The organism is Rubrivirga litoralis (genome assembly GCF_031846415.1).
GTDB lineage: Bacteria > Bacteroidota > Rhodothermia > Rhodothermales > Rubricoccaceae > Rubrivirga > Rubrivirga litoralis.
In genome coordinates this window covers 1-16,497 of record NZ_JAVRHT010000053.1, presented here as the reverse complement: position 1 = coordinate 16,497, position 16,497 = coordinate 1, and the positions used below count along the sequence as shown (strand labels likewise).

Annotated in this window: 13 protein-coding genes and 1 pseudogene; 9 read left to right on the top strand and 5 right to left on the bottom strand. The window is 75.0% G+C overall.

Features of this window, described 5'->3' with window-relative positions; all coding sequences use genetic code 11:
- Positions 1 to 43: 43 nt before the first annotated feature.
- Positions 44 to 2,605: an ATP-dependent helicase HrpB gene (gene hrpB, locus RM540_RS15340; RefSeq protein WP_311665720.1), complete on the top strand. Its 2,562-nt coding sequence runs from the start codon at positions 44 to 46 to the stop codon at positions 2,603 to 2,605.
- A 17-nt stretch (positions 2,606 to 2,622) separates the two neighbouring features.
- Here the strand turns inward: hrpB and RM540_RS15335 are convergent, their stop codons facing one another.
- The 3 genes from RM540_RS15335 to RM540_RS15325 form a co-directional block, all read right to left on the bottom strand.
- Positions 2,623 to 3,219 (bottom strand): hypothetical protein, encoded by a 597-nt coding sequence (locus RM540_RS15335; protein ID WP_311665718.1) that lies wholly within the window; start codon positions 3,217 to 3,219, stop codon positions 2,623 to 2,625.
- Between the two features lie 157 nt (positions 3,220 to 3,376).
- Entirely contained in the window at positions 3,377 to 4,315 is a 939-nt protein-coding gene (locus RM540_RS15330) for a calcium/sodium antiporter (RefSeq protein ID WP_311665716.1), read from the bottom strand.
- Positions 4,316 to 4,432: 117 nt separating this feature from the next.
- On the bottom strand, positions 4,433 to 5,809 hold the full coding sequence (locus tag RM540_RS15325) for an alkaline phosphatase (RefSeq protein WP_311665714.1): 1,377 nt from the start codon (positions 5,807 to 5,809) through the stop codon (positions 4,433 to 4,435).
- 203 nt (positions 5,810 to 6,012) lie between these two features.
- Between RM540_RS15325 and mdh the strand changes: the two genes are divergently transcribed.
- The 6 genes from mdh (at position 6,013) to RM540_RS15295 (ending at position 13,175) form a co-directional block, all read left to right on the top strand.
- Positions 6,013 to 6,948 carry a malate dehydrogenase gene (gene mdh / locus RM540_RS15320; RefSeq protein ID WP_311665712.1) on the top strand — a complete coding sequence of 312 codons (936 nt, stop codon included), beginning with the start codon at positions 6,013 to 6,015 and terminating at the stop codon, positions 6,946 to 6,948.
- Between the two features lie 277 nt (positions 6,949 to 7,225).
- On the top strand, positions 7,226 to 9,418 hold the full coding sequence (locus RM540_RS15315) for an APC family permease (protein WP_311665710.1): 2,193 nt from the start codon (positions 7,226 to 7,228) through the stop codon (positions 9,416 to 9,418).
- A 161-nt stretch (positions 9,419 to 9,579) separates the two neighbouring features.
- Positions 9,580 to 10,476, top strand: a complete 897-nt coding sequence (locus RM540_RS15310; protein ID WP_311665708.1) for an ROK family protein — start codon at positions 9,580 to 9,582, stop codon at positions 10,474 to 10,476.
- Positions 10,477 to 10,615: 139 nt separating this feature from the next.
- Positions 10,616 to 12,028 (top strand): 1-acyl-sn-glycerol-3-phosphate acyltransferase, encoded by a 1,413-nt coding sequence (locus RM540_RS15305; RefSeq protein ID WP_311665706.1) that lies wholly within the window; start codon positions 10,616 to 10,618, stop codon positions 12,026 to 12,028.
- Positions 12,029 to 12,233: 205 nt separating this feature from the next.
- The gene (locus RM540_RS15300) at positions 12,234 to 12,749 is read left to right on the top strand and encodes a hypothetical protein (RefSeq protein ID WP_311665704.1); all 516 of its coding nucleotides are present in this window, start codon (positions 12,234 to 12,236) and stop codon (positions 12,747 to 12,749) included.
- Between the two features lie 75 nt (positions 12,750 to 12,824).
- A complete protein-coding gene (locus RM540_RS15295; protein WP_311665702.1) occupies positions 12,825 to 13,175 on the top strand; it encodes a hypothetical protein in 351 nt (116 codons plus the stop codon).
- A gap of 60 nt (positions 13,176 to 13,235) precedes the next feature.
- Here the strand turns inward: RM540_RS15295 and RM540_RS15290 are convergent, their stop codons facing one another.
- The gene (locus tag RM540_RS15290; RefSeq protein WP_311665700.1) at positions 13,236 to 14,423 is read right to left on the bottom strand and encodes a lipocalin-like domain-containing protein; all 1,188 of its coding nucleotides are present in this window, start codon (positions 14,421 to 14,423) and stop codon (positions 13,236 to 13,238) included.
- Between the two features lie 156 nt (positions 14,424 to 14,579).
- Between RM540_RS15290 and RM540_RS15285 the strand changes: the two genes are divergently transcribed.
- Complete coding sequence (locus RM540_RS15285) at positions 14,580 to 14,915, top strand: hypothetical protein (protein WP_311665697.1); 336 nt, start codon at positions 14,580 to 14,582, stop codon at positions 14,913 to 14,915.
- Positions 14,825 to 15,229, top strand: coding sequence for an NINE protein (locus RM540_RS16440; protein ID WP_349256335.1), 405 nt, complete (start codon positions 14,825 to 14,827; stop codon positions 15,227 to 15,229). Before RM540_RS15285 ends, RM540_RS16440 begins: the two co-directional genes overlap by 91 nt.
- Here RM540_RS16440 and RM540_RS15280 read toward each other — a convergent pair.
- Positions 15,138 to 16,497: pseudogene (locus RM540_RS15280) on the bottom strand (hypothetical protein); the annotation flags it as partial. The gene RM540_RS16440 and the pseudogene RM540_RS15280 overlap by 92 nt on opposite strands.

The window sequence follows — 16,497 nt, the reverse complement described above, 5'->3', positions numbered from 1 at the left end:
TCTTCCCCTCTTCCCCTCTTCCCCTCTTCCCCTCTTTCCCCCCGTGCCCCGCTCGCTCCCCCACCCCGCCCTCCCCGTCGACGCCGTGCTGCCGGAGCTTGTGGCCGCGCTGGGGGCGGGGCGGGCGGCCGTGCTCCAGGCGCCGCCCGGCGCGGGCAAGACCACGCGCGTCCCGCTCGCGCTCCTCGACGCCGACTGGCTGGACGGCCGCGACGTCGTGATGCTGGAACCGCGGCGGATCGCGGCGCGGGCGGCGGCGCGGCGGCTCGCGCAGCAGGTGGGAGAGCGGCCCGGCGGCCGGTTCGGGTTCCGCGTGCGCGGCGAGTCGAAGGTCGGGCGCGGGACGCGGGTCGAGGTCGTCACCGAGGGCATCCTGACGCGGCGGCTGCTCGCGGACCCCGCCCTCGTGGACGGCGCCCGCCCCGTCGGCGTGGTCGTGTTCGACGAGTACCACGAGCGCTCGCTCCAGGCCGACCTCGGCCTCGCGCTGTGCCTCCAGGCGCAGGCGCTGCTCCGCCCCGACCTCCGCGTCGTGGTTATGAGCGCGACGCTCGACGGCGCGCGCGTGGCGCGGCTGCTCGGGCCGGACGCGGCGGTCGTCGCCAGCGAGGGGCGCACGTTCCCCGTCACCACGCACTACCTGGGGAGCCCGAACGCGGCGGCCGGGCGCGGGCGGGGCGGGCGCGTCGAGGACGCCGTGGCCGACGCCGTGCGCCGGGCGCTGGCCGAGGAGCCCGGGAGCGTGCTCGCGTTCCTCCCGGGCGCGGGCGAGATCCGCCGCGCGGCGCGGGCGCTGGAGGGGACGCTGCCGCCGGGCGTCCGCCTGGCGCCGCTCTACGGCGACCTCTCGGCGCGCGACCAGGACGCGGCCGTGGCGCCCGCCCCGCCCGGGACGCGCAAGGTGGTGCTGGCCACGTCGATCGCCGAGACCAGCCTGACGATCGAGGGCGTCCGCGTGGTCGTCGACGGCGGGCTCGCGCGGCGGCCGCGGTTCGACGCGGGCAGCGGGATGAGCCGGCTCGAAACGGTCCGCGTGAGCCGCGCCGAGGCCGACCAGCGGCGCGGGCGGGCGGGGCGGACCGAGCCCGGCGTGTGCTACCGGCTGTGGAGCGAGACCGAGCAGGCCGCGCTCCGCGACTTCGCCCCGCCCGAGATCCTCCAGGCCGACCTCGCCCCGCTCGCGCTCGACCTGGCGGCGTGGGGCGCAACGCCGGACGAGTTGGCCTGGCTCGACGCCCCGCCCGAGGCCACCTACGAGGCGGCCCGTGAGCTGCTCCGCGAGCTCGACGCCCTCGATGCCGCCGGTGCCCTCACCGACCACGGCCGGACGCTGGCGGAGCTCCCCATGCACCCGCGCCTCGCCCACCTCGCCGTCCGCGCCCGCGGGGCGGGGCGGGCCGCGCTCGCCGCCGACCTCGTGGGGCTCCTGGGCGAGCGCGACCCGTTCCGCTACGAGACGCGCGTGCCCGACGTCGACGCCCGCCTCCGCGTCGAGGCGCTGCGCGGGAGCGAGACGCTCTCGTTCCGGGGCGCGCGGCTCGATCGCGGCGCGCTCGCGCGGGCACGGAAGGAGGCCGGCCGGTGGCGGCAGGCGTGGAGCGCCGGCCGGGGCGGGGCGGCCGGCGACCTCGACGCCGTGGGCCGCCTCCTCGCCCTCGCCTACCCCGACCGCGTGGCGCAGCGCGTGGCCGACTCGGCGGAGGGCGCGCGCTACCGGCTCCGCGAGGGCCGCGCAGCGCGGCTCGACCCGGACCAGCCCCTCGCCGACCAGCCGTTCCTGGCCGTCGGCGACCTCGACGACCGCCACGGCGGCGCCCGCGTGTTCCTGGCCGCCCCGCTCTCGGCCGACGACGTCGAGGAGCTGTTCGCCGATCAAATCGTGACCGAGGACCGCGTCGAGTGGGACGCTGACGCCGGCCTCGTGCGCGCGCGGCGCGTGACGCGGCTGGGCGCGGTCGTCCTGCGAAGCGCGCCGCTCGCCGCCCCGCCCCCGCACCTCGTGACGGCCGCGCTCGTCGACGGCGTGCGCCAGGGCGGGGTGGAGGCGCTGCCGTGGTCGAAGGAGACGCGCCGGCTCCGCGAGCGGCTGGCGTTTCTGCACCACCACCTGGGCGACGTCTGGCCCGACGTGTCCGACGACGCGCTCCTGGACGGCCTCGACGCGTGGCTCGGGCCGTACCTCGCGGGCATGAAGCGGCTCTCGGACCTGGGCCGGCTCGACCTCGGGCAGACCTTGCTCGCGCAGGTGCCGTACGCCGAGCGCGCCGCGCTCGACCGGCTCGCGCCCAGCCATGTGACGGTCCCCAGCGGGTCGGTCCGCCCCCTCGACTATTCGGATCCCGAGGCGCCTGTCTTGGCCGTCCGGCTCCAGGAGGTGTTCGGGCTGGAGGCGACGCCGCGCGTGCTCGGCGGCCGCCTGCCTGTGCTGATGCACCTGCTGAGCCCGGCCGGCCGCCCCGCCCAGGTCACGACGGACTTGGCGTCGTTCTGGCGCGACGCTTACTTCGACGTGCGCAAGGACCTCCGCGGGCGCTACCCGAAGCACCACTGGCCCGAGAACCCGCTGGAAGCCACGCCGACGGCCCGCGCGAAGCGGCGGCGCTGAGCCGGTGGGTCGGTGGATCAGCGGGTCGGTGGATCGGAGCGCTGGGTCCACCCCGCCCCGGGCACCGGCCGCCGGGGCGGGGCGGCGCAGGCGAGCGGGAGGCCGCCGCACGAGGCGGCTACGACGGCCTCGGGCGGGGCGGGGCGGTAGACGTCGCGGCGGCCGGCGACGAGACCGACGAGCGTGCCGTAGACGGCGCCGCTCACAGCGAAGGCGGCTCCGGCCTGGACGGGCGTGAACGAGACCCATCCCCCGCCGTCTGTGGCCCCGTAGACGGCGCCGAGGAGACCGCCGACTCCGGCGCCGATGGCCGCCCCTTTCAGGAGCCGCCCCCCCGCCCCGCTCCGTTCGACCGACACGGACGACAGGGCGGCCGTCGGCGCGGCGCCCGCCTCCCCTGTCAGGCGGTCGACCCAGATCGTCGTGTCGGGGCCGACGCGGAGGGCGCGGACCTCGCGCGGCCTCTCGCCACCGAGGCGGACGGTGGCGACGCGTCCCGCAGCGCGGGCGTTGACCTCGGCCCGCCCCTCGGACGACGTGAGCGGGGCGGGCCGCGTCGAGGCGCATCCCGCGAGAAGTGCCAGCGCGGCGGCAAGCGAGAGGGTCCGGGTCATGGGCGGGGTGATAGAACGCGCGCAGCGTACCGCCGGCCCGCCCCGCCCGCGTGGTGCAGACGGACTACGCCACCCCGCCCCAACCGTGGCGCCCCCTGTAGCAACGCCGCTGCCCCGCCCGTTGCAGACCGCCCCGACCCGACCGTGGACGGGGCGGTCAGACCGGCTGGAGCAGGAGGAACGCCATGTAGCCGACGTACCCCGCCAGCAGCACGCCCGACTCGGCGCGGACGAGCCGGCGCCCGCTGAGCATCATCGGGACGAGTGCGACCGTGAACGCGGCCATTACCGCGAGGTCGACCGGGCGGAGGCCCGGGGCGACGAGCGGCTCCACGAGCGCGCCCACGCCGAGGATGCCGAGCAGGTTGAACAGGTTCGACCCGACCACACTCCCCGCCGCGATCTCGCCCTCGCCGCGCGCCGCGGCCACGACCGTCGTCGCCAGCTCCGGCAGGCTCGTCCCCACGGCCACGACCGTCAGCCCGATGACCGCGTTCGAGACGCCGGCCGCCTCGGCGAGCCGGACCGCCCCGCCCACGAACAGGTCGGCGCCCCAGACCAACCCGCCCAAGCCGGCCACGACGAACAGCGCGTCGCGCCACGCCGGCCCGGCCGGCGCCGCGACCGGAAGCTCGACAGCCGCCTGCTCTCGCCGCGCCGTGCGGACGCTCCACACGAGGTAGGCCACGAGCCCGACGAGGAGCATGGTCCCCTCGCCCCGCCCCAGCGCGCGGTCCCACAGCAGCGCGACCGCGAGCGCCGTGGCCGCCACGAGGGCGGGGAGGTCGCGCCGGAGCAGCGCCGGGTCCGACGCGATGGGGCGGACCAGGACGGCGACGGCCAGGATGAGCCCGATGTTCGCCACGTTCGACCCGACCACGTTCCCGACGGCGATCCCGCCGGCCCCGGCGAGCGCCGCCTGCACGCTCACGACCAGCTCGGGCGCGCTCGTCCCGAACGCGACGACGGTCAGCCCGACGACGAGCGGCGTGAGCCCGAGCCGGAGCGCGAGCGCGGCGGCGCCGCGGACGAGGGCGCTCGCGGCGGCGACGAGCAGCGCGAGGCCACCTACGAGGGCGAGGACGTCGGGCAGCACGGGCGGGGCGGGAGAAGACCGGAGGGCGGGGCGGCCGCCCTCAACGCCCACCCCGCCCGGCGGTGTCAGGCCGCGCCCGGGCGCGCCAATCTTCACGCGCCCGCCCCGCCCGGGCGCCTACTCGCGGTCTAGTCCGAGCGCCTCGAACAGCGCCCGGCCAGCGGCGTCGTTGCCCATGGCCCCGCGGAACCGCCCCGCCCCCGGCCCCCAGGCGTAGACGTTCACGTCGACGGCCGTGTGGCCGCTGGTCGTCCACGCGACGCCGGCCGGCTCGGACTCGATCGTGGTGACGAGCGCGGCGAGCGCCGCGGTGTCCTCGGCACGGACGGCCCCGCGCGCGGCGTCGGCGGCGCCCTCGGGGAGCGGGGCGCCGGTGCCCTCTTCCAAAACGGCGGCGGCGTCTTCGCCGTCGGCCACGCGCTCGCGCATCCGCTCGAAGCTGGCGGTCGCGGCCAGGAGCGGGGCGGGGTCCCAGACGTAGACGCCGTCGCGGCCCAGCGTGAGCCCGCCCGTCTCGTGGTCGGCCGTCGAGACCACGAGCGTGTTCCCGTCGCGGGCGGCCCACGCGAGCACGGCGGCGACGGCGTCGTCGTAGGCGAGGATGTCGCCCAGGTGCGCGGCCGGGTCGTTGCCGTGGGCAGCGTGGTCGATCCGGCTGCCCTCGACGAGGAGGAAGAACCCGCGCTCCTCGCCGTCGGGCGACGCCGCGAGCAGGTCGAGCGCCTTCACGGCCATGTCCGCCAGCGCCGGCTGGTCGGTCTCGTCGCGGTCGATCTCGTAGGCCAGGTGCGAGTCGGCGAGGAGGGCCGCGGCCGGGAGCCGATCGATGGCGTCGTAGCCCGAGCGGTCGGTCGCGAGCGTGCCCCCCGCCCCGCCCCAGGCGCCGGCCGGCGCCGCGGCGCCCTCGGGCGGGGCGGTAAAGAACCGGCGGCCGCCGCCGAACAGGAGGTCGACGCCCGACGCCGCCATCTGGCGGGCGATCTCGGGCTCCTCGCTCCGGCGCGCGACGTGGGCGGCGAACGAGGCCGGCGTGGCGTGCGTGATCCGGCTGGTCGCGACGAGGCCCGTGGCCATGCCGCGGTCCTCGGCGGCTTCGAGGAGCGTCCGGCACGGGGCGCCGTCGGCGTCGACGGCGATCGCGCCGTTGTACGTCTTGATCCCGCACGAGTAGGCCGTCGCGCCGGCCGCCGAGTCGGTCACGCGGCTGTCCGTCGCCGACGTCTCGGCGGTCCCCACGAGGACGCTGTCGAGCGCGAGCGGGGCGCCCTTCGCCGCGCGCCCCAGCGTGGCCGAGGCCGGGCCGAACCCGTCGGCGATCATGAGCACCACGTTTCGGGGCTGCCCGGCCGGGGTGGGGCGGCTCGCGTCGAGCGCGACCGGCCGGGCCGAAGGCGCGTCCGGGAGGTCCTGCGCCGTGGCGGGCGGGGCGGCGAGGAGGGCGAGCGCTGCGGCGAGGGGCAGCAGGGAGCGGGCGGGGCGGGGAGCGGTCGGCATAGGGCGGGGGCGGGGTCCGGGGGCAGCGTACGAACGCCGCCCCGCCCCCGTCTCGCGCGTCGGCGGCGGCGGCCGTCTTCGCCCGGAATCCGAGGCCCGCGGGGGCGCCGCCCCGCCCTCCCCGCCCCCATATTGACGGCGCGGGCGAACGCCGGGCGCCCCGCCCGCGTCCCACGCCTTTCCCCTCACAGATCCCCCTCCCCATGAAGCTCACTGTTGTAGGCGCCGGAAACGTCGGCGCGACCGTCGCCGAGTGCGTCGCCCGAATGGACATCGTCCAGAACATCGCCCTCGTCGACATCAACGAGGGCGTGGCGCAGGGCAAGGCCCTCGACCTCATGGAGGCCGCCCCCATCCACGGGTTCGACACCGTCATCGAGGGCGGGGCGGACTACGCGATCACGAAGGGCTCCGACGTCACCGTCATCACGGCCGGCCTCCCGCGCAAGCCGGGCATGAGCCGCGACGACCTGCTCGCCAAGAACGCCGAGATCGTCTCGTCCGTCACGCGGAGCGTCGTCGACCAGAGCCCGGACACGACGATCATCGTCGTCTCCAACCCGCTCGACGTCATGACGTACGTGGCGTACATGGAGTCCGGCTTCCCGTCGCAGCGCGTGATGGGCATGGCCGGCATCCTCGACACGGCGCGCTACCGGGCGTTCCTGAAGATGGAGCTCGGCGTGTCGGTCCGCGACATCAACGCCATGCTCCTCGGCGGCCACGGCGACTCGATGACGCCGCTCCCGCGGTTCACGACCGTGGGCTCGCAGCCCGTGACCGACCTCATCGACGAGGCGCGGCTGGACGAGATCATCACGCGCACCAAGAAGGGCGGCGGCGAGATCGTCGGGCTCATGGGCACGAGCGCGTGGTACGCGCCGGGCGCCGGCGCGGCCGAGATGGTCGAGGCCATCGTCAAGGACTCGAAGCGCGTCCTCCCGTGCGCGGCCTGGGTGACGGGCCAGTACGGGCTCGAAGACATGTTCATCGGCGTGCCGGTCAAGCTCGGGCGGGGCGGCGTCGAGGAGATCGTCGAGCTCGACCTGAACGACAAGGAGACCGCCGACATGAAGGCCTCGGGCGAGCACGTCCGCGAGGTGATCGGGGCGTACGAGAACCTGAAGGCGCAGGCGTAGCTCCAGACCACCCCGCCCGCGCACGCGGGCGGGGTTCGCTCCGGGCGGGGCGGCTCCACGGCGGGCCGCCCCGCCCTCGCTTTGTACGGGCGGGGCGGCGGCCTTTGGCCGTACACGTGAGGGGGACAGTCCGCGCGCCCGTTGAGAGACGGCGGAGCCGGCGCGATGGGCGCACGGACGGGGGGAGCTCCCGGGGCGGGGCGCGTCGCCCACCCCGCCCAAGGGTCGCGGGCGGGGCGGGGCGGCGGTACCATGCGCGCCGGCTCTCCCCCAACTGATGGCAGATCGCTCGGCTCCTCCGGCCGCAGGCCGCTTCGGCACGTTCGCAGGCGTCTTTACGCCCAACGTCCTCACGATCCTCGGCATCATCCTCTTCCTGCGGACGGGGTGGGTCGTCGGGCAGGCCGGGCTCATCGGCGCGCTCGCCATCATCGTGCTGGCGAACGCGATCTCGTTCCTCACCGGCCTCTCGCTCTCGTCGATCGCGACGAGCATGAACGTCAAGGCCGGGGGCAACTACTTCCTCATCTCGCGCTCGCTCGGGCTCGAGATCGGCGGGGCCATCGGGATCCCGCTCTACCTGTCGCAGGCGATCTCGGTCGCGTTCTACATCATCGGGTTCGTCGAGGCGATGGCGGCCGTCCCGTTCATGGGCGGGCTGGACCCGCAGCTGCTGGCGACGGGCGTGGCCCTGCTGTTCGTCGTCGTGGCCTACGTCGGGGCCGACTTCGCGCTGAAGATCCAGTTCGGGATCCTGGCCATCCTCGTCGCCGCCATCGTCTCGTTCTTCGCCGGCGGCTGGGGCGACATCTCGGCGCCGGCGACGGCCGGCGCCTACACGGACGGCGTGACGTTCTGGGTCGTGTTCGCCGTGTTCTTCCCGGCGGTCACGGGCATCGAGGTCGGCATCTCGCTCTCGGGCGACCTCAAGGAGCCGTCGAAGAGCATCCCGCGCGGGACCATCCTGTCCATCGGCGTCACGTTCGTGGTCTATGTGCTGGCGGCCATCTGGTTCGCGACGCACTTTACGGCGACCGAGCTGGTCGAGAACACGGGCGCGATGGCCGACATCTCGGCGGTCCCCATCCTCATCCTGGCCGGCGTGGCAGCGTCGACGCTGTCGAGCGCGCTGGGCAGCGTGCTCGCGGCGCCGCGGACGCTCCAGGCCGTCGCCGGCGACCGCGTGGTCCCGCGGTGGATGGCCTCGCAGATGGGGAGCCCGACCGAGCCCCGCGCGGCCGTCCTCATCACTGGCCTCGTGGCGGTCGGCGTGATCTGGGCGGGCGACCTCGACGTGGTCGCCCCGGTCATCACGATGTTCTTCCTGAACACGTACGGGATGGTCAACCTCGTGGCCGCCATCGAGAAGGCGGTCGGCAACCCGAGCTTCCGGCCCACGTTCGCGGTCCGCGCCTTCGTGCCGGCGCTAGGCGCGCTCGGGTGCTACGGGGCCATGTTCCTCATCAACGCCCCGGCGACCGTCGCGGCGATCGTGGTCACGTACGGGATCTACTTCGCGCTCCGCCGCCGGGAGACGGTGGACACCTGGGGCGACGTGCGGAGCGGGGTGTGGACGTCCTTGGCCCGGTTCGCGCTGCTCAAGCTGGAGCGCCGCGACGCCGGCGGCGCCCGCAACTGGCGCCCCAACCTCATGGTGTTCACCGGGCAGCCCCACAACCGCGAGCACCTCGTCGCGCTGGCCGACTGGCTGAGCCTGGGCCGCGGCGTGGTCACGTTCAGCCAGCTCATCACGGGCGGGGTGGAGGACCGCGGCCGCCCCGCCCTCCGCGAGAAGGCCCAGGACCGGATCCGCGACTACATCCGCGAGCACCGGATGGCCGCGTTCGCCGAGGCCCAGATCGTCTCCGACTTTCGGGCCGGCGCCGTGGCGGTCGCGCAGGCCCACGGGATCGGCCGGCTCGAGTCGAACACGGTCGTCCTGGGGTGGAGCCGGACGGCCGACGGGCGGGCGCTCCAGATGCGGCTGCTCCGCGACTTTGCCGACCTCGCCAAGTCGACCCTGTTCCTCCACGTCGACGCCGAGCGGGGGTTCGGGCAGCGCCGCGAGGTCCACGTGTGGTGGGGCGGGCGGGGTGGGAACGGCGACCTCATGCTGCTCCTGGCCCACCTCGCCGTCCGCCACCGCGACTGGGACGGGGCCGCGCTCCGCGTGCTCCGCATGGTCGGGCGGCCCGAGGCCGCCGACGGCGTCCGCGCCGACACCGAGGCGCTCCTCGAAGCGGTCCGCGTCGAGGCCGAGGTCGAGGTCGTCGTGCGCACGGACCCCGACCGTCCGTTTACCGACGTGCTCGCCGAGCACAGCCGGAGCGCCGACCTCACCGTGCTCGGGATGCCGCGGCCGGACGACGACGGCTACGGCGAGGGCCTGAACGCGCTCGTCGCGGCGGCCGGGACCACGCTGCTCGTCCACAACGGGCACCCCGAGGAGGCGGCGCTCGAGAGCGAGTAGGGCGGCGGGCCAGTGAGTCAGTAGTCGGCGGGCAGCGGCTCCCCAACCGCCCCGCCCTCGCCGGCGCGCGGCGCCCGTTCCGCCCAAGCGGGGTGGGCGCCCGTAGCTTCCGCCCCGCCCGAACGGCCCGTCCGCCCTCACGAACCCGCCCCGCCCCGCTCATGAGAATCGGCGTCGACCTGGGCGGGACCAAGATCGAGGCGCTCGCGCTGGGCGCGGGCGGGGCGGAGCGCGTGCGCCGCCGCGTGCCCACGCCGCGCGACTACGACGGGACCGTCGAGGCCGTCGGCGCGCTCGTCGAGGCCGTCGAGCACGAGGCGGGCGGGGCGGGCACGGTCGGCGTCGGCATCCCAGGCGTGGTCGACCGCGACGGGCTCGTCAAGAACGCGAACTCGGTGTGGCTCAACGGGCGCCCGTTCGACCGCGACCTGGGCGCGCGGCTCGGCCGCGAGGTCCGCGTGATGAACGACGCCAACTGCTTCGCGCTGTCCGAGGCGACGGACGGCGCGGCGGCTGGCGCCGAGGTCGTCTTCGGCGTCATCCTGGGGACCGGGGTCGGGGGCGGGGTGGTGGTCAGCGGCCGCCCGCTCGTCGGGCCGAACCGGATCGCGGGCGAGTGGGGCCACACGCCGCTCCCGTGGCCGCGCGACGCCGAGCGGCCGGGGCCGGCATGCTACTGCGGCCTGCGCGGGTGCGTCGAGAAGTGGCTCTCGGGGCCGGGCCTGGCGGCCGACCACGAGCGCGCGACGGGCCGGGCCGCCACCCCGCCCGAGGTCGTGGCGGCGGCCGAGGGCGGCGACGCCGACGCGCAGGCCACGCTCGACCGCTACGCCGAGCGCCTGGGCCGCGGGCTCGCCGTGGTGGTGAACGTGCTCGACCCGGACGTGATCGTCCTCGGCGGCGGGATGTCGAACCTGCCGGACCTCGCCGCGCGCGTGCCGGAGCGGCTCGCGCCGTGGGTGTTCTCGGACACGGTCCGCACGCGCGTGGTCCGCAACGCACACGGCGACTCGAGCGGCGTCCGCGGCGCGGCGTGGCTGTGGCCGGAGGGAGGGTAGGAGCGGAGAGAGCAAGGTGCCCGCCCCGCTCGCGCCACCGGGCGGGGCGGGAGCCGCACAGAACTTTTCGGCGCCCCGCCCGCTGCTCTACCTGCTCTACCTCCCTCAGTATCCTCCCCCCGCACCACCGCCCCGCCCTGTGGGACCGCCCCCGCTGTACCGCGCGCTCCGCGCCGTCGTCCGCGCGCTCGTCGCTGTGTTTTTCCGGCGCGTCTGGGTCGAGGGGCTGGCCGACGTGCCGCCGGGGCGGGGCGGGCTCCTCGTCGCGTGGCACCCGAACGGGATCGTCGACCCGGCGCTCATGGTGGCCACGTTCCCCGGGCAGGTCGTGTTCGGCGCGCGCCACGGGCTCCTGCGGTGGCCGGTCCTCGGGGCGCTCATGCGCGGGCTGGGGACGGTCCCGATCTACCGCGCCCAGGACGGCGGCGACCCCGAGGCCCGGCGCGCGGCGAACGCGAAGAGCCTGGCCGCCCTCGCCGACCGCGTGGCCGCCGGCTCGTTCGCCGCTCTGTTCCCCGAGGGCGTGAGCCACGACGACCCGCACCTGGCCGAGGTCAAGACGGGCGCGGCGCGGCTCTTTTTCGAGGCCCAGGCGCAGGTCGCCCGCGACGGGGCCGCTGCTCCGCCCGTGATCGTCCCCGTGGGGCTCCACTACGACCGGAAGGACGCGTGGCGGTCAGACGCCGCCGTCGCCTTCCACCGGCCGCTCGACGTGCGCGGCCTGAACTCATTCGACGACCCGGTGCGCGCGCTGACGGACCGGATCGAGGGCGCGCTCGTCGACGCCGTCCGCCCCACCGAGGACTGGGCGACGCACCGGCTCATGCACCGGGCGTACGCGCTGCTCCGGGCCGAGGACGACCTCCGCGACGGGGTCCGGGCGCGGCGGGCCTCGTTCCGCGAGCGGTCGCGCGGCTTCGGCATGGTGTGGGAGGGCTACCACGCCCGCCGCGCGTCGCACCCGGCCGAGGTCGAGGCCCTGCGCCGCGACACGGCCACCTACGATCGGCTCCTCCGCGCGGCCGGCCTCGACGACGCTGACCTCGACCGGGCGCCGCGTGTGGCGTCGCCGCTCCTGGCCGTCCTGTTCGTGGTCCAGGCCGTGCTCGTGGTCCTCTTCCTCCCGCCGATCCTACTCCTCGGGTTCGTCGTCAACGGGCCGCCGTTCCTGCTCCTGAACGCGCTCGCGCGGCGGCTGGCGGCGGCGCAGAAGGACACGGCGACGATCAAGCTCCTGGGCGGGGTGGTGCTGTACCCGCTCGCGTGGGTCGTCGCGGGCGTCCTGGCCGGCGTCGGCGCGGCGCGGCTGCACGCGCTGTTCCCGGCCCTCCCGGACGCCCCGCTCCTGGCCGGCCTCGCTGTGTTCGTGCTGAGCGCCGTCGGCGGGGCGCTCGCGCTCCGGTGGGGCGAGCTGGTCCAGGAGACGCGGCGGGCCGTCCGCGTGCGCCGGGTCCGCGCGCGCCGGCGCGACGTGGTGGCGCGGCTCCAGAACCAGCGGATGGACCTCGCCGAACGCTTCCGGGGCCTCGCGGACGGGCTGGACCTGGCGTAGCGGGCAGCGATGGTCTCTCACCCCGCCCGCAACGCGCGAGGTCGGGGCGGGGCGGGCGCTGTCTGCGCCGTTCGGAACCGCCCCGCTCGCAGGACGCGGGGTGAGCACCGGTGCCGGGCGGGGCGGCGTCCTTTGCCGCTCCCTCTCGTCCGCCACCGGGCGGGGCGGAACAAATCCGGCCTCCCGAACCCCGAACCCCTCTTCCGTGCCCTCCGACCTCGCCCTCCGCCGGACGCTCACGCTCCGCGCCTCCGACGGCGCCGGCCTCCGCAAGCTGGTCCTCGTCAAGAAGCGCGGGGAGTCGATCGAGCACGTGCTGATGAAGGCCGTTCTGTGGGCGCTCTACCTGCCCGAGTACCCCGAGATGCGGGTCGAGGTGCCCATCGGCGACACGTACAAGCCCGACCTCGTGCAGCTCGCCCCGCCCCCGGGCGGACTGGCCTACGGCGACCCCGAGCCGGTCTTCTGGGGCGAGGCCGGCAAGGTGTCGGCGGCCAAGTGGCGGTCGCTCCTCAAGCGGTTCCCCGACACGCACTTCGCGCTCGCGCGGTGGGACGAGCGGCTGGCCCCGCACGAGGCGACGATCCGCAAGGCGCTAGACGGCCGGCCGCGGCGGGCGCCCCTCGACCTCGTCCGCGTGCCGGCCGACGCCGAGGCCCGGTTCGTCGACGGCGGCACGGTCCGCGTCACGGCCGCCGACGTCGAGCGCGTCCGCCTGTAGCCGCCCCGCCCGCTGAGTTCTGTAACTCGGGGGCGCGGCGGGCACGTAGGGGACGAGCCTCCACCCCGCCCCACCGTGGCCGACCGCTCCGCCGTCTCCGACGTCCTCGCCTACAACCTCAAGCTGTGGGCGGCTGGGCTCGCCGGCGTCCTGTTCGCCCCGCTCTCCGTCATCGCCCTCGTCCTCGACGTGCTGTCGGGGCGGGCGCGGGACCCGGACGGCCTCGCGCGCCGCGTGCTCCAGGCGAGCGCCCGGTTCGAGGTCGTCCTCGACGTCCACGGCTCGCTCACCGACATCCGCGGCTCGCTCACCGACATCCGCGTGGCTGAGCCCGCCCCGCCCGCCGAAGAGGACGGCGGAGACGAGCGGGCGGGGCGGCGGAGTCTCCCGCCCCGCCCCCGCGAGCGGTCCAGGGAACGGGCCTAGAAGGGCCTCCGGGAGCCGTACCCCGCACCGAGTACCGAGTACCCCGTACCGACCCGGAGTCTAGCGGCCCGAGGGCGTCGGCCGGGCGCTCCCGTCGAGGCCGTCGGCGTAGCCGGTCATCTCCAGGAAGCCGGTCCCCGAGACCGTCCCCGACACGTCCATCGTGCCCTCCCAGTAGCGGACGGTCGCGTCGAGCTCCTGGTCGTCGAGCGGGGCGGCGACCGTGAGGTCGAGGCCGGCGCTCGGCACGCGGGCGCGCCAGCGGACCGGGTAGGCGCCGCCGCGCGGGCTCTCCCAGGTCTCGAGCGGCTCGAGCGAGAAGTCGGCCGCGCTCAGGCGGCGCTTCGTCCCGTCGGCGCCCACGAGCGAGCCGTCGCCGAGCGGGGCGCGCGAGGGGTCGTCCCAGCGGATTTGGTAGAGCATGAGGTCGCGGCCGTCGTCCAGGTGGAGGGCGAACCAGTCCCATCCGACCTGCCCCTCGCTGAGCGCCGACGTGGACCACTCGCGGTCGAGCCACGTGAGGCCCTCGACGGGGACGGCCTCGCCGTCGGGGAGCGTCACCGTCCCGGTCGTCGCCATCCGCGTCTGGGCGTAGTAGTAGCTCGCGTTTTCCGGCCCCGCCCCCTTCTGGCTCAGCCCGCGGTCGCCCTGGAACACGATGGGCTTGACCGGCCGGGCGGTCAAGTCGAACGAGGCGCCCTCGGCCGCTCCGCGCACGCGGAGCGGGACCGCCCCGCCCGCCCCGAGCGGCCCGGCCTGGTCCAGGCGGACCGCCCCGACGAACGCGGCGACCGGGTCGGCCGTGGCGCCGGAGAGCCCGGCGGCCCCGCGCGCGACCTGGTCGAACGAGTAGAACTGCCCGCCGGCCACGTCCCCGATCCCGACGTGGGCCATGTAGAGCTGGTCCGTCGCCCACGCCGACGACCGCTCGGCGGCGGCGGCCGTGTCGGGGCGGAGCGCCGAGCGGAAAACGGTAAACTGGACTCCGAACTGCCGGTCGGTCCCGTCCGCCGCGTCGAGCGTGCCGGTCACGTACCACCACTCGGCCTTGAACGCCGGGTGCGGCCCGTGGTCGGCGGGGAACGAGAACGCGCGGACGCGGTCGGCGCGGGCGTAGCCGGTCGTGTCGCCGGACATGGCCTCGGCGACCGACACCGACGCGCGGACGCCGTCGGCGGCGTCGTCGCAGCCGAGCGCGAAGAGGAGCAGGCCGGCGGCCAGGAGCGGGGCGGGGCGGGGCACGGTCATGCGGCCCCAACGCGGGCGGGGCGGCCCGGGTCTCCCACCCCGCCCGCTTCGCGGAGTCTGGGCGGGGCGGCCGCGGCCGGTGCACCCCGCGCGGCCAGAATCCGAAGGGCAGGTGCGCGCGGCCGCGCGTACCCTGCCATCCCACCCCGCCCCGCCGTGCCCACGACCGACTTCGAAAACGACGACCTCGACGGCCTCTCCTCCGAAGAGCTCGAGGCGCAGGCGTTCGGCCCCGACCCGAGCCGGGCGGGCGGCCGCCGCTGGGACCTCCGCCGGTCGCGCCGGTCGGCGCCCCCCGCCCGGCGCGACCGGGCCGCCACCCCGCCCGCGGCCGTCGCCGTCAAGAGGTTCTGCTACGCGTGCGGGGAGGCCGCCGACGCGGACGCCCGCGACTGCCCCGCGTGCGGCGCCCGGCAGCCGCGCGTGCCGCGGCGGCGCGGCCGGCGCAGGACCGACGGGCGGACTCCAGCAAGCCGACGGCGACGCTCCTAGCCCTCCTGCTGGGCGGCGTCGGCGCGCACCGCTTCTACCTGGACCAGTGGCGGACGGGCCTCGTCATGCTCTTCTGGTGGACGGAGGCCGACTGCGAAGGCGTCGGGGGAGGCGCTGGAGGAGGCCTCCCGTTTTCCTGTAAAGGAAAACACATCCCAAAATGCAATGAGCTGTTTTGCTGTATATCGAAACAGCCTCCAAGGGAATGCACCAGACTTATTCCTAACCCCCGACCTGCACCCAACCGTCCGGACCCCGCTGAAACTCGTAGGCGCCCCCTTCGGCGCCTCCGGCTCCGACTGCTCCCACCATAAGCCGATCTCCTTCAAGCGCTACGCTCTCTCCGAACGCAGAGCCACCTCCAAGTCCCGACGGCCATAGTTCGGCTTCCATCTCCCACTCTCCCGACGGACGGCGGACCCACACGAACACCGAACCTCGATCCTCTGCTCGGGCCACGTCCCCGACGGCAACCCGATCTCCACTCGCAGCGATGGAATACCCGTAGATGCTGCGAGAGGTAAGGCCAACTGGGAGAAGCTCGGCCTCGACTGTCCACCCTCCCCCACTGTTGCGAAACACGAACGCGGAGCCGCCTCCAATGCCGCCTCCAACATCGCGGCCAGATACTCCGGCCGCGAGAACCGGGCCGTCGAGCGCGACGACATTGCCCATTTCGTCGTTCTCGCGAAGTGCGGGAGGGGAGAGAACGTCTGAGAGCGCCCACGCCTCCCCCGTCCACTGGTAGACCCGAATGGCTCCAACGCCCCGGACGCCCCCGACGTCCTGACCGGGCGACCCGACTGCGAGTCGGTCGCCATTTAGCGCGAGGCCCGACCCAAAGAACGAGCCTCCTCCAAGTCCTGTGGGCCGTTCGTACTCCGTTTCCTCAACCCGAGACACCTCAGCCCAACTCTCTCCCAACCGCTCGTAGAGGATGACGGCTGCTGGCTCGACGAGATCCTCCGAGACGAGTGTCGTAGCTGCTCCCGCAGCGACTGCCACACGACCCTTCGAGACTGCGACGGCCCTCCCGAACAGGCGACCGAGAGATGGGTCAGAGGCCCGAAGGTCAGCTGTGCGTACCCAGTCACCGCCCCTGTGCTCAAACACGTACGCCCGGCCGGGGATAGATCGGGCGGCGGCACCAAGAACTGGTGCACCGACGATGGCGACTGACCCCTCCACATCACCAGCCCAGCCAAAGACGATACCCTCGCCGGAACGCTCATCATCTGGCACTCCACTAGGGGGAAGGAGTTGGGCCTCGGACGCCCACCGATCACCGTCGCGACGAAGCACGAAGGCTTCGTCAGAGCTAGAGGCCGTGATCATGGACACGTTCCCATCGAGAGCAATGGCCGCCCCGAAGCTCTGCCCTCCTGCGTAGATCCGTCCGCCGCCGCTGTACACGTCCATCCCATCACACCCTCCTAGGAGGACGAATAGCGCCATCGGCAGCCACACGCCGCTTAACGTCGAGACAGGAGAGGGGGAAGACATTAGACGAGTGGGGGCCGCAAGCCCCACGTTGGATAGGAAATATCGTCTCACCGGCGGATTCGTCCCCTCTTCGCTCATA

Bases quoted from the DNA above. Each gene is read 5' to 3' on its own strand.
- RM540_RS15290 (WP_311665700.1), bottom strand. From the start codon at position 14,423: ATGACCGTGCCCCGCCCCGCCCCGCTCCTGGCCGCCGGCCTGCTCCTC.
- RM540_RS15315 (WP_311665710.1), top strand. From the start codon at position 7,226: ATGGCAGATCGCTCGGCTCCTCCGGCCGCAGGCCGCTTCGGCACGTTC.
- RM540_RS15310 (WP_311665708.1), top strand. From the start codon at position 9,580: ATGAGAATCGGCGTCGACCTGGGCGGGACCAAGATCGAGGCGCTCGCG.
- RM540_RS15335 (WP_311665718.1), bottom strand. From the start codon at position 3,219: ATGACCCGGACCCTCTCGCTTGCCGCCGCGCTGGCACTTCTCGCGGGA.
- mdh (WP_311665712.1), top strand. From the start codon at position 6,013: ATGAAGCTCACTGTTGTAGGCGCCGGAAACGTCGGCGCGACCGTCGCC.
- RM540_RS15325 (WP_311665714.1), bottom strand. From the start codon at position 5,809: ATGCCGACCGCTCCCCGCCCCGCCCGCTCCCTGCTGCCCCTCGCCGCA.